The organism is Microbacterium sp. MM2322, assembly GCF_964186585.1.
Classification (GTDB): Bacteria; Actinomycetota; Actinomycetes; order Actinomycetales; family Microbacteriaceae; genus Microbacterium.
Genome location: NZ_OZ075067.1, coordinates 1,745,504 through 1,766,301, shown reverse-complemented (window position 1 = coordinate 1,766,301; position 20,798 = coordinate 1,745,504). Strand labels below are relative to the sequence as shown.

At 71.2% G+C, this 20,798-nt stretch carries 17 protein-coding genes; 7 read left to right on the top strand and 10 right to left on the bottom strand.

From position 1 onward, the window contains the following. Positions 1-63: 63 nt before the first annotated feature. Positions 64-465: a Sec-independent protein translocase TatB gene (locus ABQ271_RS08685; RefSeq protein WP_349308381.1), complete on the top strand. Its 402-nt coding sequence runs from the start codon at positions 64-66 to the stop codon at positions 463-465. A 27-nt stretch (positions 466-492) separates the two neighbouring features. On the opposite strand, the gene ABQ271_RS08680 is transcribed toward ABQ271_RS08685, so the two are convergent. From ABQ271_RS08680 to ABQ271_RS08670, 3 genes are read right to left on the bottom strand one after another with little or no spacing between them, the layout of a single operon-like run. Beyond that, a complete protein-coding gene (locus ABQ271_RS08680; RefSeq protein WP_349308380.1) occupies positions 493-1,629 on the bottom strand; it encodes an Mrp/NBP35 family ATP-binding protein in 1,137 nt (378 codons plus the stop codon). Continuing rightward, positions 1,626-2,162 (bottom strand): DUF1003 domain-containing protein, encoded by a 537-nt coding sequence (locus tag ABQ271_RS08675; protein ID WP_349310875.1) that lies wholly within the window; start codon positions 2,160-2,162, stop codon positions 1,626-1,628. Before ABQ271_RS08675 ends, ABQ271_RS08680 begins: the two co-directional genes overlap by 4 nt. Then, positions 2,162-3,424 (bottom strand): magnesium transporter MgtE N-terminal domain-containing protein, encoded by a 1,263-nt coding sequence (locus tag ABQ271_RS08670; RefSeq protein ID WP_349308379.1) that lies wholly within the window; start codon positions 3,422-3,424, stop codon positions 2,162-2,164. Before ABQ271_RS08670 ends, ABQ271_RS08675 begins: the two co-directional genes overlap by 1 nt. A 72-nt stretch (positions 3,425-3,496) precedes the next feature. Between ABQ271_RS08670 and ABQ271_RS08665 the strand changes: the two genes are divergently transcribed. Together ABQ271_RS08665 and ABQ271_RS08660 are read left to right on the top strand one after the other, a co-directional pair. Then, positions 3,497-4,216, top strand: coding sequence for a general stress protein (locus tag ABQ271_RS08665; protein ID WP_349308378.1), 720 nt, complete (start codon positions 3,497-3,499; stop codon positions 4,214-4,216). Continuing rightward, the gene (locus ABQ271_RS08660) at positions 4,213-4,884 is read left to right on the top strand and encodes an alpha/beta family hydrolase (RefSeq protein WP_349308377.1); all 672 of its coding nucleotides are present in this window, start codon (positions 4,213-4,215) and stop codon (positions 4,882-4,884) included. Before ABQ271_RS08665 ends, ABQ271_RS08660 begins: the two co-directional genes overlap by 4 nt. On the opposite strand, the gene ABQ271_RS08655 is transcribed toward ABQ271_RS08660, so the two are convergent. Genes ABQ271_RS08655 through ABQ271_RS08645 form a run of 3 tightly spaced genes read right to left on the bottom strand, consistent with a single transcriptional unit; the run spans position 4,866 to position 9,118 of the window. Continuing rightward, positions 4,866-6,644: a gamma-glutamyltransferase gene (locus ABQ271_RS08655; RefSeq protein WP_349308376.1), complete on the bottom strand. Its 1,779-nt coding sequence runs from the start codon at positions 6,642-6,644 to the stop codon at positions 4,866-4,868. The two genes, ABQ271_RS08660 and ABQ271_RS08655, sit on opposite strands and share 19 nt — an antisense overlap. A gap of 10 nt (positions 6,645-6,654) precedes the next feature. Continuing rightward, positions 6,655-8,073, bottom strand: a complete 1,419-nt coding sequence (locus ABQ271_RS08650; protein WP_349308375.1) for an aminopeptidase P family protein — start codon at positions 8,071-8,073, stop codon at positions 6,655-6,657. 31 nt (positions 8,074-8,104) lie between these two features. Further along, positions 8,105-9,118 (bottom strand): endonuclease/exonuclease/phosphatase family protein, encoded by a 1,014-nt coding sequence (locus ABQ271_RS08645; protein ID WP_349308374.1) that lies wholly within the window; start codon positions 9,116-9,118, stop codon positions 8,105-8,107. Positions 9,119-9,174: 56 nt separating this feature from the next. On the opposite strand from ABQ271_RS08645, the gene ABQ271_RS08640 reads away from it, so the two are divergent. Further along, the gene (locus tag ABQ271_RS08640; RefSeq protein WP_349308373.1) at positions 9,175-10,050 is read left to right on the top strand and encodes a PHP domain-containing protein; all 876 of its coding nucleotides are present in this window, start codon (positions 9,175-9,177) and stop codon (positions 10,048-10,050) included. A 14-nt stretch (positions 10,051-10,064) separates the two neighbouring features. On the opposite strand, the gene ABQ271_RS08635 is transcribed toward ABQ271_RS08640, so the two are convergent. Then, complete coding sequence (locus ABQ271_RS08635; protein ID WP_349308372.1) at positions 10,065-11,585, bottom strand: DEAD/DEAH box helicase; 1,521 nt, start codon at positions 11,583-11,585, stop codon at positions 10,065-10,067. Between the two features lie 144 nt (positions 11,586-11,729). Between ABQ271_RS08635 and ABQ271_RS08630 the strand changes: the two genes are divergently transcribed. Next, positions 11,730-12,464 carry a ferritin-like fold-containing protein gene (locus tag ABQ271_RS08630; protein WP_349308371.1) on the top strand — a complete coding sequence of 245 codons (735 nt, stop codon included), beginning with the start codon at positions 11,730-11,732 and terminating at the stop codon, positions 12,462-12,464. Positions 12,465-12,481: 17 nt separating this feature from the next. Here ABQ271_RS08630 and ABQ271_RS08625 read toward each other — a convergent pair whose 3' ends face one another. Beyond that, complete coding sequence (locus tag ABQ271_RS08625; protein WP_349308370.1) at positions 12,482-12,772, bottom strand: hypothetical protein; 291 nt, start codon at positions 12,770-12,772, stop codon at positions 12,482-12,484. Position 12,773: 1 nt separating this feature from the next. Next, positions 12,774-12,995 (bottom strand): DUF3107 domain-containing protein, encoded by a 222-nt coding sequence (locus ABQ271_RS08620; RefSeq protein WP_349308369.1) that lies wholly within the window; start codon positions 12,993-12,995, stop codon positions 12,774-12,776. A gap of 169 nt (positions 12,996-13,164) precedes the next feature. On the opposite strand from ABQ271_RS08620, the gene ABQ271_RS08615 reads away from it, so the two are divergent. Next, positions 13,165-16,242, top strand: coding sequence for an ATP-dependent DNA helicase (locus ABQ271_RS08615; protein ID WP_349308368.1), 3,078 nt, complete (start codon positions 13,165-13,167; stop codon positions 16,240-16,242). After that, positions 16,239-19,517: an ATP-dependent DNA helicase gene (locus ABQ271_RS08610; RefSeq protein ID WP_349308367.1), complete on the top strand. Its 3,279-nt coding sequence runs from the start codon at positions 16,239-16,241 to the stop codon at positions 19,515-19,517. The genes ABQ271_RS08615 and ABQ271_RS08610 overlap by 4 nt, the downstream gene beginning before the upstream one ends. Before the next feature lie 13 nt (positions 19,518-19,530). On the opposite strand, the gene ABQ271_RS08605 is transcribed toward ABQ271_RS08610, so the two are convergent. Beyond that, positions 19,531-20,760 (bottom strand): phosphotransferase, encoded by a 1,230-nt coding sequence (locus ABQ271_RS08605; RefSeq protein ID WP_349308366.1) that lies wholly within the window; start codon positions 20,758-20,760, stop codon positions 19,531-19,533. Between the last annotated feature and the right edge of the window lie 38 nt (positions 20,761-20,798).

Below are 20,798 nucleotides of genomic sequence, written 5' to 3'. Positions count from 1 at the left end.
CTTCGATCAGCCTAGGCGGGTCATCGCTCCGCAACCCCCAGGCGCACGGGTAACCTGGGAACCATGTCATTCGGGCTCGATCTGGAGAAGATCCTCCTCATCGGGCTCATCGCCGCCCTCCTCCTGGGACCCGAGCGGCTGCCCGGTTACGCGGCGTCGCTTGCTCGTCTCACACGGCGTGTGCGGGAATGGCTCGATGGGGCCCGGACCCGCGTCAAAGAGGAGATGGGCGAGGACTTCGACGAGATCGAGTGGCGAAAACTCGATCCGCGTCAGTACGACCCTCGTCGCATCATCCGCGAAGCCCTGATCGACGATGCGCCGGTGAAGCCGGTGTCCGCGTCCCCTGCCGCAGCCGTCGCGGTGGCCGAGCCGCCGGTGTCCGAGCGTGCCGATTCAGATGCCGATTCAGAGGCCGCTCCGGAGGCCGCTCTGACGGTTCCGTTCGACTCCGAGGCGACCTGAGGCGAGGCATCCGCTCGGTGGCGCGTCTCAGGCGCGCGACACCGGCAGTGAGCGTCCCGCGAGAGAGCGCCGCGACGTCGTGATCGTGTCGGCGATCGCAGCGATCGCCCGCGCCGCGATGTCCTCGGGGGAGCCGACGACGACAGGGATGCCGGTATCGCCGCCCTGTCGGAGCGCGGGGCTGAGGGGCACGGAACCGAGCAGGGGGACGGTATCGCCGTCGAGCGAGAGTGCAGCGGCCACCGCGTCACCGCCGCCCGCACCGAAAAGATCGAGGACGCTGCCGTCGGGCAGGGTGAAGGCCGCCATGTTCTCGATGACGCCGAGGATCGACTGCCCGGTCTGCCGAGCGACGACACCGCTTCGGACCGCCACATCCGCTGCCGCGGCCTGCGGTGTCGTCACGACGAGCACCTCCGCGTGCGGCAGGAGCTGGCCCACGGAGATCGCGACGTCGCCGGTACCAGGGGGCATGTCGATCAGGAGCACGTCCAGGTCGCCGAAGTGCACGTCGGTGAGGAACTGCTGCACCGTCCGGTGCAGCATCGGTCCGCGCCACGCCACGGCGGGCGAGGCATCCGGCGGCAGGAACATGCCGATCGAGATCGTCTTCACGCCGTACGCGACGGGCGGGAGCATGAGGTCGTCGAGGCGGGTGGGCTGCGGCGGGCGGCCGTCCTCCCCGGTGAGACCGAGGAGCCCCGGGATCGAGAAGCCGTGGACGTCGGCGTCGATGAGGCCCACGGCGAGGCCGCGTGCCGCGAGGGCCACGGCGAGGTTGGCGGTCACCGTGGACTTGCCGACCCCGCCCTTCCCACTCGTGACGGCGATCACGCGGGTGAGGGAATCGGCCGTGAACGCCATGCGCTTGGTGCCACGGATCCGCTCGACGAGGGCCGACCGCTCGGCGGGAGTCATGACGCCGATGTCGACCGTGACCTCGGCGATACCGGGGACGGATGCGGCGGCATCCCGCACCTCGCGCTCGATGCGATCTGCAGCGGGGCACCCCACGATGGTCAATGCGATCGCGACGCGGGCGACGCCGCCGTCGACCGCGATGTCCCGCACCATGTCGAGTTCGCCGATCGGCCGCCGGAGCTCGGGGTCGACGACGGCCGCTACAGCCCGCCGGACGTCACCCTCGGGTGAGTGGACGGTCACGAGCTCGGGGTGTCGTCGCCGTGACGATCCTGGTCGCGCTCGTCCAGACGCTCCAGGAGCGATCGGAGCTCCTGGCGGAGCACGTCGCGGCTCACCACCTCGTTCTGCATGTCGGTGAGGGCCATGCGCAGCGCCACCACCTCACGCGCCAAGTACTCGGTGTCCGCGAGGTTCCGCTCCGCGCGCTGGCGGTCCTGCTCGATCTGGACGCGGTCGCGGTCGTCCTGCCGGTTCTGGGCGAGCAGGATGAGGGGAGCGGCATACGACGCCTGCAACGACAGCATGAGGGTGAGCGCAGTGAAGCCGAGCGCGGCGTCGTCGAAGCGGAGATCGGCGGGGCCGACCGTGTTCCAGAGGATCCAGGCGACGCAGAACAGCGACAGGATCAGGAGGAACGTGGGCGTTCCCATCGCGCGGGCGATCCACTCGGTGAACCGGCCGAACCGGTCTCGGGACGGCTGCGGGGTGCGACTCAGCACCGTCGCCCGACGGCCGCGGGGTGCCTCGAAGCCCGACTTGGGTGCGCGGGCCATCATCGGCGGCCCCCCGGGACGGTGCGCGGCGCATCCTGCGACCGCCAGTCGTCGGGCAACAGGTAGTCGATGACGTCGTCGACGGTGACCGTTCCGACGAGGTGACGGGCCTGGTCGACGACGGGCAACGAGACGAGGTTGTAGCTCGCGAGGAGGCGTGCGACCTCCGCTGCGCTGGCCGACACCGTCACCGGCTCGACGGTGTCGTCGATGATGGCGCCGAGCCGCTCCTGCGGCGGGTAGCGGAGCATCCGCTGGAAGTGGACGACGCCGAGCAGACGGCCGGTGGGCGTCTCGTAGGGGGGAAGGGTGACGAAGACCGCTGCCGCGAGGGCAGGGTGCAATTCGTGGCGGCGGATAAGGGCGAGCGCTTCGGCGACCGTCGCGTCGGCGGACAGGACGATCGGCTCGCTCGTCATGAGACCACCGGCGGTGTCGGGTCCGTGCTCGAGGAGGGCGCGGACGTCCTCGGCCTCCTCGGGCTCCATGAGGTCGAGGAGTTGACCGGCGCGCGCGTCCGACAGCTGGCCGAGTACGTCAGCTGCGTCATCCGGTTCCATCGCGTCCAGGACGTCGGCGGCACGTTCGTCACCGAGCGCTTCGAGGATGTGGACCTGGTCGTCCTCGGGCATCTCCTCGAGCGCGTCGGCGAGTCGCGCGTCGGGAAGCTCCTCGGCGACTTCGAGAAGTCGCTCCTCCGGGAGGTCGAGGAGGGTGTTGGCGAGGTCGGCCGGCTTCAGTTCGGAGTACGACGCCACGAGCTGCTCGGCCGACTGGGTCTGGCCCGCGACCTGCTCGTCGCGGACGTCGTTCCACTGCGCGAACGTCGTCGGTCCCTTGGCGAAGGGCGAGGCGCTCGTCTTCGGACGACGCAGGAACAGCTGACCGACGTGCCATTCGCCGAGACGGTCGCGTTCGATCGCGACGTCCTCGATGACAGCGGATCCCGACCCGTCGCGCAGGTGGACACGCCGTCCGATCAATTCGGTCATGACGCGGACTTCGCCGCCGCGCTGCTCGAAGCGGCGCACGTTGATGAGGCCGGTCGTGATGACCTGCCCGCTCGCGATGGAGGTGACCCGTCCGATGGAGAGGAAGACGTTGCGTCTGCCGGGGATTTCGACGACGAGCCCCACGACTCGCGGCGGGTCGTCCTTCCGATAGATGACGACCACGTCGCGGACCCGCCCCAGGCGGTCGCCCGAGGGGTCGAAAACGGCGCACCCGGTCAGGCGCGCGACGAACACCCGCTGCGTACTCACCTGATCAGCGTAGTCGGCGTATCCGTCGTGCTTCCTGCGCAGACCCAAAGGCCCGCGTGCGAGACTGAGGCCATGAGCATGATGGGCGGAGCCCCCAAGGAACACGGCGCAACGGTCGCGGAGTACACGTCGTACGAAGCAGCGCAGAAGGCGGTGTCGACGCTGATCACGTCCGACGTCCCCGCGCAGGACATCGCGATCGTCGGGCGCGGCCTGCGATCCGTCGAGCGCGTCACCGGACGGCTCGGCTACGCGACGGCCGCCCGGTCAGGAGCGATCAACGGCGTCCTGCTCGGCCTCCTGTTCGCGGCCATCTTCGTTCTCGGAAGCCCTGGCGCCGTCCTGCAGCTGTTCGTCGGAGTGATGCTCGTCGGTATCGCGCTCGGCATGCTCCTCAGCATCATCAGCTACTCGATCCTCCGTCGTCGCCGCGACTTCACCTCGGTGACGCAGGTGATCGCGGACCACTATGACGTCACCGTCCTGCCGCGCAGCATCGGCCGTGCCACGCAACTGCTCGGTGCTTCCGGCGCGCCGGCAGCCCCTCCTGCACCGCCCGCCGATCTCTCGGCCCCGCCGCGCTACGGCGAACGCGTCGATCCGGGCACGCCCATCCCGCAGTCGGGCGAGCGGGTCGATCCCGCGCCGGCTCCCGCCGCGGGCGAGCGCGTGGACCCCGCCGCTCCGCCCCAGTACGGCGAGCGAGTCGACCCCGCTCCGGCACCGCCCGCGACGCCGCCGCAAGAGGGTGACGCCCCCGCCGCGCCGCCCGTTCCCGACGCGCCGCGATGATTCCGGTCGCCCTGCCTTCGGGCGGGGTGGAACTCGACGCCTGGATCGATGAGGCGCCCGATCCGATCGCCGTGATCGGACTCGCTCACGGTGCCGGTGCGGGACACGAGCACCCGTTCCTCGTCGGCGTCGCGCAGGCGTGGGCGGCCGCGGGGTTCACGACGGTTCGTTTCGACTTCCCGTATCGGCACGCCGGTCGACGGATTCCGGGCCCCGCCGCCCACGCCATCGAGACCTGGGCCGCGGTGGAAGCCTTCTGCCGCGCGGTGGCCCCCGGCATCCCGTTCTCGGCGGCCGGTAAGTCCTACGGGGGACGGATGGCGTCGATGGCGGCGGCGGAGGAACGCATCGCGCCCGACGCGCTCGTGTACCTCGGGTACCCGCTGCACCCGCCCGGACGCCCCGAGAACGCGCGCACGGCGCACCTCCCCGCGGTGACGGCGCCGCAACTGTTCCTCGCCGGCACGAAGGATCCCTTCCTGCAGCCCCTCGACGACCTCGCGGCTGCCGTGGCCTCGTGCCGAACCGCCGAGGTCGTGTGGTTCGACGGCGGCGGGCACTCGTTCGACGTGGCAGGCCGGAAGCTCCCCGCCGATCAGGTGGGCGAGGCGACGGCGCGCGCCGCGGTGCCCTGGCTGGTCGAGCGGCTTCAGCGCCCTGCCGCGTAGCCCTGCAGGCCGCGGGGGTTGGCTGCGCCCCACAGGATGCCGGTGCTCCGATCAACTCCCACCGCCGAGAGACGGCCGAGCGACCAGTCCCCGACGCGCGTGACGTGATGGCCGCGCTCGGCGAGGCCCTGCAGGACGGCGTCGCCGAGCCGGTTCTCGGCCACGACTCCGGTGGGGTCCCACGTACGGGGCCAGAAGGAGTCCACCATCGCGGTGGTGTGGAGGGTCGGGGCGTCGATCGCCTGTTGTGCCGTGTAGCCGCCGACGAGCATCCGGAGGAGCATCGGCAACTGCCACTGATCTTGCTGGTCGCCGCCGGGGGTGCCCATCGCGATGCGCGTGTTCCCGTCGTGGACGAGCGTCGGGGACAGTGTCGTCCGAGGCCGGCGACCCGGGCGGAGCGCTGCCGGTGATGCTTCGTCGAGCCAGCACATCTGCAGGCGGGTACCGAGACAGAAGCCGAGCGACGGGATCGTGGGGGAGGACTGCAACCAACCACCCGAGGGCGTGACCGAGACCACGTTCCCCCACCGGTCGACGACGTCGATGTGACACGTGTCGCCCCGGGTCTCGCCCGTGCGCGCGACCGTCGGCTCGCCGGTCCCCGCGGCGCTGCCGCCATCCCGCCGGAGCGGGGGATGCCAGGGCTCTGCCTCCTCGAGCCGGATGGGGCGCCACTCGGAGGACGCGCGGTCTCCGATCGCTCCTCGCCGCGCGGCGACGACGGCGTCGGCGAGGAGGGGCGCAGCATCCGCACCGTCACCGAAGTAGGCGTCGCGGTCGGCGAGGACGAGCTTGAGGACCTCGATGACCGTGTGCGCCCCCGAAGCGGTCGACGGGTCCAGCAGGTCGTCGGGGAGGGGGTCGAGGATGCGGAGCGCCTCGAGGAGCGCCGGGCCTTGGGACCAGGCATCCGCTTTGAAGACCGTGCGGCCGCGGAACGTCGCCGACAGCGGGTGCTCGTAGGCGGCGGGAGCGGCGAGGAGGTCATCGGCGCGGATGACGGCGGCATGGTCGGTCCCGCTGGAATGCCGGTGCGGCCGTGCGAGGAAGTCGCACGCATCCGCGAGGAGGCGACGCCACTCGGTGCGTGCGGCGTCGATTCCGACTGCGCGGTCCGCGATGCCGTCCGACGCGGCGGCGACGCGGCGGAGCACGTCGGCGTACGCGGGATTGCGGTGCAACCCGCCGGCGAGCGGCACTCCGCCGTCCGCGAGCCACAGCTCCGCCGACGACGGCCAGTGGTCCCGGAACAGCTCGGCGACGCGGCTGATCGTGGCAGCCGCGGCCGGGAGAAGCGGATGCCCGTGCTCGGCGTACTCGATCGCGTAGGACAGCACGTCGCTCACCGCCCAGGTGCCGTGATCGCGGAGGAGCAGCAGCCAGGCGTCGACCGCCGCCGGGACCGCCGCCGCGAGGCCGCCGGCACCCGGGACGAGGTCGAGACCCTCCCGCTGGAAGTGCGCGATCGTGGCGCCGGCGGGAGCAGCGCCCTGCCCCATGAGGACCGTCGGGGTCTCGGCATCCGTCGGCTGGAAGAGGCCGACCAGGTCGCCGCCGGGACCGTTCAGGTGCGGTTCGACGAGGTGCAGGACGAATCCGCCCGCGCAGGCGGCGTCGAAAGCGTTGCCACCGCGTTCGAGGACCGCCTGCGCGACGGCTGTCGCCGTGGCATGGGTCGACGCAGCCATGCCGAACGTCCCCGTCAGTTGGGGGCGAGTCGTGAAGGCCGGTGGCGGCGTGTATCCGGGCGAGGTCATCGACACGCGATCAGGAGCGGGCGCGCGCGATCCAGGCCTCGATCTCGTCCGCCGTCCGCGGGATGTGCGCCGACAGGTTCACGGGGCCGTCCTCGGTCATGAGGATGTCGTCCTCGATGCGCACACCGATGCCGCGGTACTCCTCGGGGACGGTGAGGTCGTCGATCTGGAAGTAGAGGCCGGGTTCGATCGTGAACACCATGCCCGCCTCGAGCTCGCCGTCGTAGTACATCTCCCGTCGGGCCTGAGCGCAGTCGTGCACGTCGATGCCGAGGTGGTGGCTCGTGCCGTGCACCATGTACCGGCGGTGCTGACCACCGCGGTCGGCGTCGAGAGCGTCTTCGGCCGTGACCGGGAGAAGACCCCACTCGGCAGTCCGGGCGGCGATGACCTCCATCGCGGCTTCGTGCACCGCGCGGAACTTCACCCCGGGGCGTGCGACCGCGAACGCGGCGTCCGCGGCTTCGCGGACGGTCTCGTAGATGCGGCGCTGCACGGGGGAGAACGTGCCCGAGACGGGGAGGGTCCGTGTGATGTCGGCGGTGTAGAGGCTGTCCACTTCGACGCCCGCATCAATCAGGACGAGGTCGCCCGGGACGACGGCGCCGTCGTTGCGCGTCCAATGCAGGTAGCAGGCGTGCGGACCGGACGCGGCGATCGTGTCATAGCCTTCGCCGTTGCCATCGGTGCGCGCCCGGAGGTGGAAGACGCCCTCGATGGCACGCTCCCCCCGGGGGGTGTCGATGATGCGGGGGAGTTCGGCGACGATGTCGTCGAAGCCACGACCGGTGGCCTCGACCGCGAGGCGCAGCTGGGCGATCTCGTACGGGTCCTTCACGAGGCGAAGCTCCGACACGAACCGCGTGAGGGCATCGTCCTCGTCGACCGTGAGGTCGTCGTCCGTGGTCGTGAAGGTATCGATGTGCGCGGTTCGGAGGCCGAGGTCGGCGGCGACGCCCTCGAGCGACGGCCGGGGGCCGATCCAGAACTCGCCGATCGTGGCATCCGCGTAGAACTCCGTCGTCGTCCGGTCGGCGCGCTCACGGAGGTGCAGGGTGATCTCGTGTCCGCCGTCGATGGGCTCGAAGACCAGCACGGAGTCGGGGACGGCGTCCGCACCCCACCCGGTCAGGTGGGAGAACGCGGAGTGCGCACGGAACGGGTAGTCGGTGTCATTCGAGCGCTGCTTGAACGACCCTGCGGGGATGACCAGACGTGCGCCGGGGAACGCAGCCGAGAGGGCCGCGCGGCGAGCGGCCGCGTACGGGGCCTCCGGGCGCTGCGGCGGGAGGGATTCGGGCCGCTCGGCCCATCCGGTCGAGATCGACTCGAGGAAGCCGGCGGGGAAGGGCTGCTTGCGGTTCGTGGTCGCTGCAGTCGGGGTCTCGGTGATCTCCTGGGCGAGGGTGTCGCGCTCATCGGTGGTCATCGTCCCAGTCTGGCACCCACCGTCGGAGACGTCAGCCCACCGGCTCCAACTGGACGATGACCGGGCGATGATCGCCGCCGGATCCGTCGAGCGAGGTCACGACGACCGACCCGGTCGCGCGCCAGGCATCCGTCGTCATGACATGGTCGATAGGAGTCCCCAGGAGGGCCGGCCACGCGGTGTCCCACGTGCCCACACCACCGTTGCCGGTGACGGATGCCGCATCGTGACAGCGACCGAGGGTGCCTCCGTCGGTGCCCAGCCGGCTCATGTGGTCGACCGTCGCGTTGAAGTCTCCGGCCATGATGACGTTCGCACTCGCGCACTGATCGGCGATCCACCGGAGGTCGCTCCGCCAGTGGTCCATGTCGTTCTGCCGCGGCGCGACGGCGTGGACGGCGACGACCGTCGGTCCGCTGCCGTTGACGGGCATCGCGACGACACTCGGCACGACCGAGGTGTTCTTGGTGCCCGCAGAGTCGGATTCCACGACGGCGTAGTCGCCGAGATCGGGGGAGATGAGGAGCGTCGTGTACGTGGCATCCCACCCCTGATAGTTCTCCTCGTGCACCCACATGGGGTTACCGCGTTCGCGCATGGCGACGGCGATCGCCTTGCCGGTCGTGTCGGTCGTCTCGGGGAGGGCGACGATGTCGACGTCCATCGCGATGGCGGTCGTCACGATCGCGTCGACATCGGTGGCCGCACCCGCCGTGTTCCACGTCATGACGCGCACGCTGTCAGCGGTCGGTTCGGGCAGGCCCGAGGTGCCGAGACCGCGGAAGACGAGGATGCCGACGTTCGCCGCGCAGGCGAGGATTCCGATCATCGCGATGCCGGCGCCGAAGCCGCGAATGCGTCGTCCGAGGCAGAGGAGCAGCCCGACGAGGGCGACCACGGCGAAGCCGACGGCCATGACCGGACGCAGGGAGACGAGTTGAGCGATCGGGAACGTCTGCTCGAGTCGGAAGAACTGCGGCCACGTGAGGATCGCGGCACCGATGGCGGCGGCGATCGTGATGAGGATCCCCGTCAGTCGCAGCACATCACGACACTAGGCGGGGAGGCTGGGGAGTTTCTGCGCGCGGTACGCTCGTGACCATGTCCGCAGGGTCCTCCGCTCCATCGGCCCCGTTCGGGCCCGGTGACCTGCACCTGCACTCGGACCACTCCGACGGCACTGAGCCGCCCGCCGCCGTCATGGCCGCAGCGCATCGCCACGGCATCCGGACCGCCGCTCTCACCGATCACGACACGACGTCGGGCTGGGCAGAAGCCGCGGAGGCCGCCGTCTCGCTCGGGATGTCCTTTCTCCCGGGCATGGAACTCTCGGCGCGCCACGAGTGGCGGAGCGTGCACGTGCTCGCCTACCTCGTCGACCCGGACGACGCGGGCCTCCGGGCGCTCACCGATCGCATCCGCTCGTCCCGTCTGACGCGCGCACGCACGATGGCCGATCGCATCGGCCGTGACTACGACCTCACGTGGGAGGACATCGAGGAGCAGACCGCGGAGGGGGCGACGGTGGGTCGTCCCCACATCGCCGATGCTCTCATCGCTCGAGGTCACGTGCGAGATCGCGGCGAGGCGTTCGGCGGCATCCTCTCACCGGCAAGCGACTACTACGTCGCGCTCTATGCACCCGACCCGGTCACCGCCGTCGCGGCCGTCGCGAGAGCGGGCGGGGTGCCGGTGATCGCGCATCCCGCAGGGCGCGCGGGGCTCCTTCCCGCTCGCATCGTCCGCGCGATGCTCGACGCGGGCCTTGCCGGTTTCGAACTTGGCCACCGCGAGAACGTCGAACCAGCGCTCGGCGAGCTGCGCCGGCTGGTCGCAGAACGCGACCTGATCGCTACCGGGTCGAGCGATTACCACGGACGCGGAAAGCCCAACATCCCGGGTGAGAACACCACGTCCGAGGAGACGATCGCGAGGATCGTCTCCCTCGGGACGGGAAGTTCGCTCGTCACGCCGTAGCGCGACGCGCGGGGTCAGGCTCCGGCGACGGGAGCTCCGGCACCCGAACCGCCGCGGCGGCGACGGCGGCGACGTGCCGGAGCGGGCTTGCCGTCGTGGTGCTCCTTGCCGGCTCCGTCGTGAGTGCCCGCGCCGTCGACCGCGCGGTCCGTCGCGCCCGCCGACGAGTCGGTGGATGCGGATGCCGTCGCTGCCGAGTCCTCCGTGAAGGTCGAGCCGACCTTGGCGTCGTCCGCGCCGGTGCGGCGGCGACGGCGACGGCGAGTACCGGCATCCGTCGACTCCTCGGCAGCGGCATCTGCCGCGCGGGCGGGCGCGGCCGACGAGCGGGCGGGCGCAGCCTTGGGGGCCGCCGTGATCCGCCCCTTCGTGCCGACGGGGATGTTCAGCTCCTCGAACAGGTGCGGGCTCGACGAGTACGTCTCGAGGGGCTCGGGCTGGCCGAACTCGAGTGCGCGGTTGATGAGTGCCCACTTGTGGAGGTCGTCCCAGTCGACGAACGTCACGGCGATACCGGTCTTGCCGGCGCGGCCCGTGCGGCCGGCGCGGTGGAGGTAGGTCTGGTCGTCGTCGGGGATCGTGTGGTTGATGACGTGGGTGACGTCGTCGACGTCGATGCCGCGTGCGGCGACGTCGGTCGCGATGAGCACGTCGCGCTTGCCGGCCTTGAAGGCCGCCATCGACCGCTCGCGGGCTTCCTGGCTCATGTCGCCGTGCACGGCTCCCGCGCTGAACCCGCGGTCGCTCAGTTCGTCGACGAGACGCTGCGCCGCGCGCTTGGTGCGCGTGAAGATGACGGTCTTGCCGCGGCCCTCGGCCTGCAGGATGCGGGCGATCACCTCGTCCTTGTCGAGCGAGTGCGCGCGGAAGACGAGGTGCTTGATGTTCGCCTGCGTGAGGCCCTCATCGGGGTCGCTCGCGCGGATGTGGATCGGGTTCGACATGAACCGGCGGGCCAGGGCGACGATCGGTCCCGGCATGGTCGCCGAGTAGAGCATCGTGTGACGCACGGGAGCGACCTTCTGGAAGATCTTCTCGATGTCGGGGAGGAAGCCGAGGTCGAGCATCTTGTCGGCCTCGTCGAGCACGACCTCGGTCGCGTTCGACAGGTCGAGGAGGCGCTGGTTGTTGAGGTCGATGAGGCGGCCGGGGGTGCCGACGACGATCTGCGCGCCGGCCTTCAGCTGGTCGATCTGGCCCTCGTAGGCCTTGCCGCCGTAGATGGCGACGACGCTCGTCGCGCGACCCGAGGTCAGCATGTCCATGTCCTCGTAGACCTGGACGGCGAGCTCGCGCGTGGGGACGACGATGAGAGCCTTGACACCCGGCTCGGGGTTCAGACCCAGTCGCTGGACAACGGGGATGCCGAAGCCGAAAGTCTTGCCGGTGCCGGTCTTCGCCTGGCCGATGATGTCCTGGCCCGGAAGGCCCAGCGGAATCGTCTGCTCCTGGATCGGGAAGGTGTCGACGATGCCCTTGGCGGCGAGGGTGTCGACGATGTCCTGGTCGACGCCGAGGTCTGCGAACGTGGTCATGTAATTCCGTGCCTGTCTGGCGGTGAGATGCCGCCGGGATGAGGGTCCACGCCCTTCACTCAGCCACAGGCGCGGGGTCCCGATCCGACGCCGGGACGGATCCACCCTACCGGAGGGGTGCCGGAAGCCCCGTAGGCTGGCCCCGTGGTGAGGTGGTTCTGGCAACGACGGCGACCCCCCGGGCGCATACTCCGGCTGCGGTCCCGTGATGAGGCGAGCGATGTCCGTCGCGTCGATTTCCAGCAGCTCGCCCCCGACGTCACGACGTACCTCGGGCAGGCTGCCTACCTCCAGCTCGGATACGCCGAGACGTTGAGTTCCGTCATCGAACGGAGCCCGGAGCTCGCCCACAAGGAGTCCCTGTCACGCGCGGCCGGCGCGGCGCTGTTCAAGCATCAGGCGCTCGTGGCCCTCATCCGCGACCGCGGTCAGGACCCGCTGGAGCTCATGCTGCCGTTCCGCGAGCCTCTCGATGCGTTCCGTCAGGCGACCCACGGCATCCGTCCGTTGGAGACCATGCTGACCGTGCATGTGACGGCCGGCATGCTCGACGACTTCTATCTGTCGCTGTCGGGCAGCTACGGCGAGACCGGTCGTCGCGCTGCCGGCATCCTGCGAGCGGATGCCGACCGTTCGCCGCTCGTGGCGATCATCACCGACGCCATCTCAGCGGATGCCGAGATGCGCTCGCTTCTCAGCCTGTGGGGCCGGCGACTCGTCGGGGACACTCTGCTGGTGGCTCGCGGCGCTCTCCGCCCGAACACGATGGAACGCCCCGGAGCTCTCGACCGGGACGACGAGAAGCAGGTCGAACCGGTGTTCACCCAGTTGCTCGGCGCCCACTCGCGTCGAATGACGAGCATCGGGCTCGACGCCTGAAGCGACGCGCGGTCGCGTCAGGCGATCCCGAGTTCGGTGCGCGTGCGAGCGTCGCGTGCCTGTCGCAGTCGCGACAGGGCGACGACGGCGACCGGCGTCAGCACGAGCGGAACGCCGATGCTCGCGAGCCAGATGGTCGGCTCCGCCGGTGCGGATCCCGCCCACGTCAGGGCAGTCCAGGTCGCGGTCCCGAGGATGCTCCCCAGGATCGGGCCCACGGCGACTCCGCGAAGGGATCTCAACGGAAGCGCGAAATGCGCTGCCGCCCCGATGATCGCTCCGAAGACGAGCGCCAGGACGACGAGCATGTCAGGCGACGAAGCCCACGCGGCGGGACTGGTCGGTGCCGACCTCGACGAAGGTGATGCCGGCGGTGGGGATCAGGTAGGTCGCGCCCTTGGCGTCCGCGAGGGTGACGTAGTTCGCGCCGTTGTCGAGCGCGGTGACGATCGTCTGCTTCACGGCCTCGGCCGTCTCGTTCGAGTCGAAGCTGAGCTCGCGCGAGTTCGCGATGCCGATGCGGATCTCCACGGTGATGCCTGCCTTTCCCGGCCCGGGTCTCCGGGCGCTTCTCGAGCCTACGACACCCGTCCCGGCGGGGACGCGGCGGCCCGAACGCTCTCGGCGAACGTCGGCGAATCCGACGCGCGGGGCCGAGGGCGTACGTCGGGTGTCGGCGGCGCCGATTAGCGTGGAGCGCATGCCTGCCGTGCCTTTCCGTCCCGATCCGGCGCAGGAGGCGGTGGTCGCGTTGCCCGCGGACGCGTCGGGCGTCGTCATCGGGGCTCCGGGGTCGGGGAAGACGGCGACTCTGGTCCGCCGCGTCGTCGCTCTCGTCGACGCCGGGATGCCGCCCGAGCAGCTGCTGGTGCTCACGCCGACGCGAACGGCGGCGACCGCCCTCCGGGACCGCCTCGCGGTCGGGGTCGGCGTCGCCACGAGCGGTCCGCTGGCGAGGTCCGTGGCCGCCTTCGCCTACCAGGTCGTCCGCGCTCACGCCGTCCACCGCGGCGAGGAGCCGCCGCAGCTGCTCACCGGACCGGACGAGGACCGGATCATCGGCGACCTGCTCGCGGGCGACGCGGAGGACGAGCAGGACGCCCCCTCCCGCTGGCCCGAGTGGCTGCCCGCCGACATCCGTTCCAGTGCCGGTCTTCGCGCCGAGATCCGCGCCTTCCTCGCCGAGATGACGACCCTCGGCATCGAGCCGGAACACCTCGCTGAGCGTGCAGCGGCGACGGACCGGCCGGTGTGGGCGTCGCTCGCCTCGTTCGCGCGCGAGTACCGGTCGGTCCGTGCGCGGATGCGCGGCGCGCACCGCGACGCGGCGGGGCTCGTCCGCGAAGCGGTCGGTCTCCTCCGCGACGCCCCGGCCGGCTCGCCGGCACTCGGGGCGGTCGCGGGGCTCCGCGCGATCCTCGTCGACGATGCGCAGGAGGTGACGCTCGGGGGAGTCGAGTTGCTCGAGGCCTGTCGGATGCGGGGCATCGCCGTACTCGCCTTCGGTGACCCCGACGTCGGTTCGGGCTCGTTCCGCGGCGCGCGCCCGGAGAACTTCGCCCGTCTCGCCACGACGACGCACGTCCTCGATCGCGTCCACCGCGGCACCGCTGCGCAACGGGACCTCACGGCCCAGGTCACGTCGCGCATCGGGGCGGCGGGACTGGTCGCGCACCGGCATCCCCCTGTCGGCGCCGAGGGGGATGAGAGCGTGCGGACCTTCACGCTCCGCTCGGGCGCCGAGGAGTTCGACCTCATTGCGCGTCTCCTGCGCGAGCGCCACGTGCACGACGCGATCCCGTGGGAGGAGTGCGCCGTCATCGCCCACGACTCCCGCCAGGTCACGGCGCTCGAGGCCGAGCTGTCCGCCCGCGATGTCCCGACCGCGGCGGTCGGACCCGCGCGCGCTCTCGCGGAGACGCTGATCGTCCGGGAACTCCTCCGCGCCGTGGATCTCGCGGCGGTGGCTGCGGACGCGCGCACGGACGACGACGTGCTCGATGTGCTCGTCGGAGGTGGGCTCGATCCCGTGGAGCTGCGGCGATTGCGCGCGGCGCTGAGGCACGCGGAGCTCCGCGCGGGTGGGGAGCGCTCCGCCCGCGAGCTCCTCGCGTCCGGGGTGCGGCATCCCGTCGAGCTCGACGTCGTCGACACTCCGGAAGCGCGCCGCGCCGCGCGCCTCGCCCGCACCCTGGCGGAGGTCGGAGAGCAACTGCAGACCGGGGCGACCGCGCACGAGCTGCTCTGGACCGTGTGGGAGCAACGGGGGCTCGAACGGCAGCTGCGGACCCTCGCCGACGGTCAGGGGCCGTTGGCCGATCAGGCACGTCGCGACCTCGACGCCGTCGTCGCCCTCTTCGAGGCGGCGAAGCGCCACGGGGAGCGGGAAGACGGGACCGCGCCGATCGACTATCTGCGCGCGCTGCTGCACTCCGCCGTCGCCGAGGATCGCCTGCGCACCGGTGCAGTCGCCAGCGGGGTTCAGATCTCCACCCCGGCAGCCGCTCTCGGCCTCGAGTTCGACACCGTCATCGTCGCCGGCGTCCAAGACGGGGTCTGGCCGAATCTGCGCCTGCGGGGGAGCCTCCTCGAGACGTCGCGACTGGCTGAGGAGGACACGGATCTCGACACCGCGGACCGGCGCCGCGCCGTGCTGTACGACGAACTGCGACTCTTCGCACGAGCCGTCTCGCGAGCCCGATCACGGCTCATCGTGACGGCAGTGGACGACGATGACTCCGGGCCGAGCGTTCTGTTCGAGTTGCTGCCCCCGGCGTCGCCTGCGCCGCGGTCGGCAGAACACCCCCTGACGCTGCGCGGTCTCGTCGCCAGCCACCGGCGCCGCCTGACGGATCCGCGCGCGACCGAATCAGAACGGAGCGAAGCGGCTGCGCAGCTCGCGCTCCTCGCGGCGGCGGGGGTGCCCGGAGCCGATCCCGACCACTGGTACGGCCTCGCCGAGCCGACGTCGACGGCCCCGATTCGAGACGTCGATGCGGCACCGCTGCGCATCTCGCCGTCGCGTATCCACGCGCTCGAGCAGTGCCAGCTCGATTGGGTGATCGGCGACCTCGGAGGCGATCCGGGAACGGCCGTGGCGGGTCTCGGTACGCTCCTCCACGCCGCACTCGAGCACGCCGAGGCAGGGGACGCGGAGACGCTGTGGTCCTTGGTGGAGGACGGCTGGTCGCAGCTCGAGTTCGAGGCAGCCTGGATCGATGAGGCCGAACGGCGCCGCGCCCGCGACTTGGTCACCCGATTGGCCGCCTACCTGCGCGACGCCGAGCGTGACGGCACCACCCTGGTCAGCGCGGAACCGCACTTCGAGGTCCCCCTTCCGGTGGCGGATGCCGCGCATCCCGCCATCCTCTCCGGCTACATCGACCGCGTGGAACGCACCCGTGATGGGCGCATCGTCATCGTCGATCTCAAGACGGGACGGAGCGAGGCCACGGGCGACCGCGCCGCTGCCGACAATCCGCAGCTCGCTGCTTACCAGCTCGCCTTCGAGCGCGGGGCGATCCCGGAGGTCGCGGGCGCGGAAGCGGGCGGGGCGAAGCTCCTCGTGCTCAAGGGAACCCGGAACGCGCCATACGCGGAGCCCCGCCAGGAGCCTTTCGACGACGACACCCGCGCGGCATTCCTCGGCCGGGTCGACGACGCGGTCCGCGTGATGCGGGGCACGTCGTTCGTCGCGCCGTTCGAGGAGCACTGTCGCGACGACCACACCCGCGGACTGTGTCGCATCCACACGATCGGCCCGGTGAGTTCCGCGTGAGCGCGTCGTTGATGAGCCCCGAGACGGTCGCCGCCGCTCTCGGCCAATTCCCCCCGACGCCGGAGCAGTCGGCCGTCATCTCCGCCCCGCTGTCGCCGGCGCTCGTCGTCGCCGGCGCCGGCAGCGGCAAGACCGAGACCATGGCGGGTCGCGTCGTCTGGCTCGTCGCCAACGGCCTCGTCCGTCGCGACGAGGTGCTCGGCCTCACCTTCACCCGGAAGGCCGCGGGGGAGCTGGCCGAACGCATCGGTTCCCGGCTGCGTCGTCTGGCGGAGTTCGAGCGGCGCGGGCTGCTCCCGCGCCTGGAACAGCTGCACGCGGACGGGCGGCTCGCCGTCTTCGGTGAGCTCGAGCGTGCCGGGGCGCCCGAGGCGTCCCGTCGCGCTGCGCTCGACGCCCTCGCCCCGGAGCCGGCATCGCCCGAGCCCGGCGATGCACTGCTGGAGCGCCCCGCGGTCTCGACCTACAACAGCTTCGCCGACGCGATCGTGCGCGAGAATGCGGTGCGTATCGGCCGCGACGCCGAGGCGGTCGTGCTGAGCGAGTCGGCGGCGTGGCTCCTCATGCGGCAGGTGGTCCTGTCCTCCGACGATCCCCGCCTGCCGGATCGCCCCGAGCGGCCGTCGACGATCATCGATGCGGCGCTCCGGGTCGCGCGCGACAGCGTCGACAATCTCGTCGACCTCGATGACCTCGACGAGTTCGCGAACGGATTCCAGGACGTCCTGGAACGTCCGAGTCAGCGGGCGGCGACGACCGTGTACGCCGACGTGCGGACCGCAGCGGAGAAGGTCTCCGGGCTGTCCGTGCTCACAGCGCTCGCCCGTACCTACGAGGCGGAGAAGCGTCGACGCGGTCTTCTCGACTTCTCCGATCAGGTCGCCGGCGCTCTCCAGGTGGTCCGCGCCCATCCCGCCGTCGCCGACGAACTCCGGGATCGCTACCGGGTCGTGCTTCTCGACGAGTATCAGGACACCTCCGTCGTGCAGACGGATCTGCTGGCCATGCTCTTCCGCGGGACAGCCGTGATGGCGGTCGGCGACCCGCACCAGTCGATCTACGGCTGGCGCGGCGCGAGCGCGGGAAACCTCGGCGACTTCGCCCGATCCTTCGATCCGGATGCCGGCGCCCGCACGTACTCGCTGCTCACCAGTTGGCGAAACGGCGTCGACGTCCTCCGGGCCGCGGGAGCGGTCCTCGAGCCGCTCGACGCACCCGTCGACGTCGGGACGCTTCGCCCTCGTGAGGGAGCCCCGAGAGGCAGAGTCGACATCGTCGTCGAGGCCGACGTCGACGCCGAGGCCGACGCGGTGGCCGAGTGGTTCCGGAATGTCCGCGACGAGCGTCACGGGAGTGGACGCTCGACGACGGCGGCCGTGCTCGTGCGCAGCAAGAAGCACATGCTCCGGTTCGCGGACGCACTGGGACGCCGCGGCATCCCTCATCGCATCCTCGGACTCGGGGGCCTCCTCTCGACGCCCGAAGTGGTCGATGTCGTCTCGGCGCTCCGCGTGATCAGCGATCCCAGGGCCGGGTCAGCGCTCATCCGCTTGCTGGCAGGACCACGCTGGGCGATCGGGCTCGCGGACCTGCGGGAGCTGGCTCAGGTCGCCGCCCGCCTCGTCCGTCACGACACCGCGCTGCAGCCCCTGGCCCCGGAGCTCGCCGAGACGATCCGCTCATCGGCGGGAGACGAGGGCGGTTCACTCGTCGCCGCGCTCGACTTCGTCGCCCGCCAGAAGCCCGACCACGGCTGGCTGTCGGGGTTCACTCCCGTCGCGCGCGAGCGACTCCGCGAGGCGGGCGCCGTGTTCGCGGGGCTCCGACGAGCCGCCGGCCTCCCGATCCCCGAACTCGTTCGGCTGGTCGAGAACGAACTGCGCCTCGACATCGAGCTCGCGGCGAACGAATCGCGCGGACCGGCACGGACGGCATCCGATCAGCTCCGCGCGTTCATCGACGAGCTGCACGGATTCCTGCAGACCGACGAGCGCGGGTCGTTGCCGAGCCTGCTCGCGTGGCTCGACAGAGCCGAGCGCGTCGACGAGTTCGCACCGCGGACCGAACCGCCCGAAGCCGACGTCGTGCAGATCCTCACGATCCACGGCTCCAAGGGTCTCGAGTGGGATGCCGTCGCCGTGGTCCGTGGCGTCGAGGAGGAGCTTCCGGCCCGTCTTCAGGACTCGAAGGGGTGGCTCGGATTCGGCGTGCTGCCCTACTCGTTCCGGGGCGACCGGGAGTGGTTGCCCGAGCTGCGGTGGCGCGCTCACGACGCGCCGACGCAGCAGGATCTCAAGGCCGCCCTCGCCTCCTTCAGCGAGGGCATCCGCGAGCGCCATCTCGCCGAGGAACGTCGGCTCGCCTACGTCGCCGTCACGCGCGCTCGCGAGCATCTGCTGATCTCCGCGTCGCCCTGGGCCGGCACCAAGAAGCCCCGGGAGGTGAGTCGGTTCGTCCGCGAGATCGCCGACACCCTCGAGATATCGCTCCCCGAGACGGATGCCACCGAGAACCCCTACGAGGGCGCCCGGGCGACGCTCGATTGGCCGATCGACCCGCTCGGGTCGCGGGGCGTGCGGGTCCGGGATGCCGCAGCCCGAGTGCGCACGGCGATGGCCGCACCGCCGGCGACGCCCACGCGGGACCTCGAGCTCCTGCTCGCCGAACGGGCAGCCCGAGCGGCGGGCCGCGAGCGGATCGCGCCCACCCGCATTCCCGCATCACGCTTCAAGGACTTCGTGGCCGACTATGACGCTGCGGCGACCGCGGTCGCCCGTCCGCTCCCCGAACGTCCCTACCGGCAGACGCGGCTGGGGACGCTCTTCCACGCGTGGGTGGAGCAGCGCTCCGGTCTCGTCGGTCGGGCGCGCTCGGCTGACGACGTGCTGTGGGACGACGACGAGTCGACCGCCCTGTCACCTGCCGACGCGGATGCGCTCGACACGCTGCGTGACGTTTTCCTCGCGTCCGAGTGGGGGCCGCTCCAGCCGATCGAGGTCGAGACCGAGATCGATTTCGTCGACCCCGACGCGCTCGGCGACGGTCGCCCGCACATCGTCATCTGCAAGCTCGACGCCGTCTATCGTCGCGGAGATCGCATCGAGATCGTGGACTGGAAGACCGGTCGTCCGCCGCGCACGTCGTCGGAGCGAACCGAGCGGATGCTGCAGCTCGAGCTGTACCGTCGGGCGTACCACGCGAAGCACGGCGTACCGATGGACCAGATCGACGTCGTCCTGTTCTACGTCGCCGACGGCCTCGTGCTCCGCGCCTGACGGAGCAGGGCGGTCAGGCCGTTCCGGTCCAGCGGCGCAACGCGTTCTTCGCGGCGTCGTCGGGGTCGTTCTCCTCCGGTGGAGCCTCGTCGGTTCCCGGCCAGTCGCTGAACTCGAGGGGCTCGGTTTCCTGATCGGTGACGGATGCCGCGGGTTCGGCGGGAGTGTCGTCCTCGTAGCCGTCGAGCATGCCGGGGTCGTACGCGTCCGTCTGCATCGACGTGTCGACTGCGCCGGTGGTTCCCGCAGACACGCGTCCGAACGCGGCGATGGCCTCGTCGACACTCACGGTGCCGGAGCCGACGGGAGCCTCGTCTCTGACGCTCTCGTCGAGCGATTCGAGGAGGGCGACGGCATCCGTCAGCACGGAATCCGACCCGGACTCGTGACCGTGGACGAGCCATTTGGCGAACTCGAGTTCGGCGTGCAGGCGCGCGCGCTCGGCGAGCATCGTGTCGGGGGAGCGGCCGGTGGCCGCGGCGTACGCGACGACGACGTCGCCGGCGGCGTCGGGAGCGCTGGCGATCCAGCGGAGGTCCTCAGCCGGGTCGCCGATGCTCAGCCCGGTCCAGGTCAGCAGACCCGTGACGGTGGGGACGCCGTCGGCGTCCGTCAGGAGGAAGGCGGCGGGGTCCACACCCCCGAGGATGACGGTGGGCTCCATGTTCCAGAGGCCGTCGAGCGCGATCGCCCGACTCCACCGGCGGAGGAGGCCGAACGGCAGGCGCCCCGTCGACTCCGCGCGATCGAGAAGGCGCTCGGTGTCGGCGCGCACCTGCGCGGCGGTTCGAGACGGCAGACCCGCGCCCTGGACGACGGACGTCGGCAGGTCGTGGATGGCCGCGACCGCGGCCGCGATGGCCGTCGCGACACCTCGCCCCGGCGGGATCTGAGCGGCGTCGACGCGGTATCCGGGGAGGTAGGTCTGCACGCGCGCCGTGCGGCCGTCGATCCGGGACTGCCCGAGGTTCTCCGGTGCGCGGAACGGGATCATCGCACGGACCCCCGCCGTCAGGGCGGCCAGAGCCGCCGCTTCCCGGGCGGCATCCGCTTCGGCCTCGTCGCTCTCCGGAACTCGGACGATCAGGCGAGTGTCGTCGTCGAGGTGGAGCAGGGCGGTGTCGTAGCGGCCTGCGAGCCCTTCGCTCAGCGGTGCGGCGCCGGTGATGCTCGTCTGCACGCCCGTCGCCTGCGAGAGAGCTGCCGTGGCGGCCGCGGCTAGAGTGAGAGGAGAGCGTGCCATGCCCCCCAGGGTAGGCGGGGCCAGGCCCCGCGTCCCCA

What these genes read in the sequence shown, in the direction of transcription:
- ABQ271_RS08605 (WP_349308366.1), bottom strand. Translation starts at nt 20,760, where the DNA reads ATGGCACGCTCTCCTCTCACTCTAGCCGCGGCCGCCACGGCAGCTCTC.
- ABQ271_RS08635 (WP_349308372.1), bottom strand. Translation starts at nt 11,585, where the DNA reads ATGACCACGTTCGCAGACCTCGGCGTCGACCAGGACATCGTCGACACC.
- ABQ271_RS08655 (WP_349308376.1), bottom strand. Translation starts at nt 6,644, where the DNA reads ATGACCTCGCCCGGATACACGCCGCCACCGGCCTTCACGACTCGCCCC.
- ABQ271_RS08660 (WP_349308377.1), top strand. Translation starts at nt 4,213, where the DNA reads ATGATTCCGGTCGCCCTGCCTTCGGGCGGGGTGGAACTCGACGCCTGG.
- ABQ271_RS08615 (WP_349308368.1), top strand. Translation starts at nt 13,165, where the DNA reads ATGCCTGCCGTGCCTTTCCGTCCCGATCCGGCGCAGGAGGCGGTGGTC.
- ABQ271_RS08640 (WP_349308373.1), top strand. Translation starts at nt 9,175, where the DNA reads ATGTCCGCAGGGTCCTCCGCTCCATCGGCCCCGTTCGGGCCCGGTGAC.
- ABQ271_RS08650 (WP_349308375.1), bottom strand. Translation starts at nt 8,073, where the DNA reads ATGACCACCGATGAGCGCGACACCCTCGCCCAGGAGATCACCGAGACC.
- ABQ271_RS08665 (WP_349308378.1), top strand. Translation starts at nt 3,497, where the DNA reads ATGAGCATGATGGGCGGAGCCCCCAAGGAACACGGCGCAACGGTCGCG.
- ABQ271_RS08685 (WP_349308381.1), top strand. Translation starts at nt 64, where the DNA reads ATGTCATTCGGGCTCGATCTGGAGAAGATCCTCCTCATCGGGCTCATC.
- ABQ271_RS08675 (WP_349310875.1), bottom strand. Translation starts at nt 2,162, where the DNA reads ATGGCCCGCGCACCCAAGTCGGGCTTCGAGGCACCCCGCGGCCGTCGG.
- ABQ271_RS08625 (WP_349308370.1), bottom strand. Translation starts at nt 12,772, where the DNA reads ATGCTCGTCGTCCTGGCGCTCGTCTTCGGAGCGATCATCGGGGCGGCA.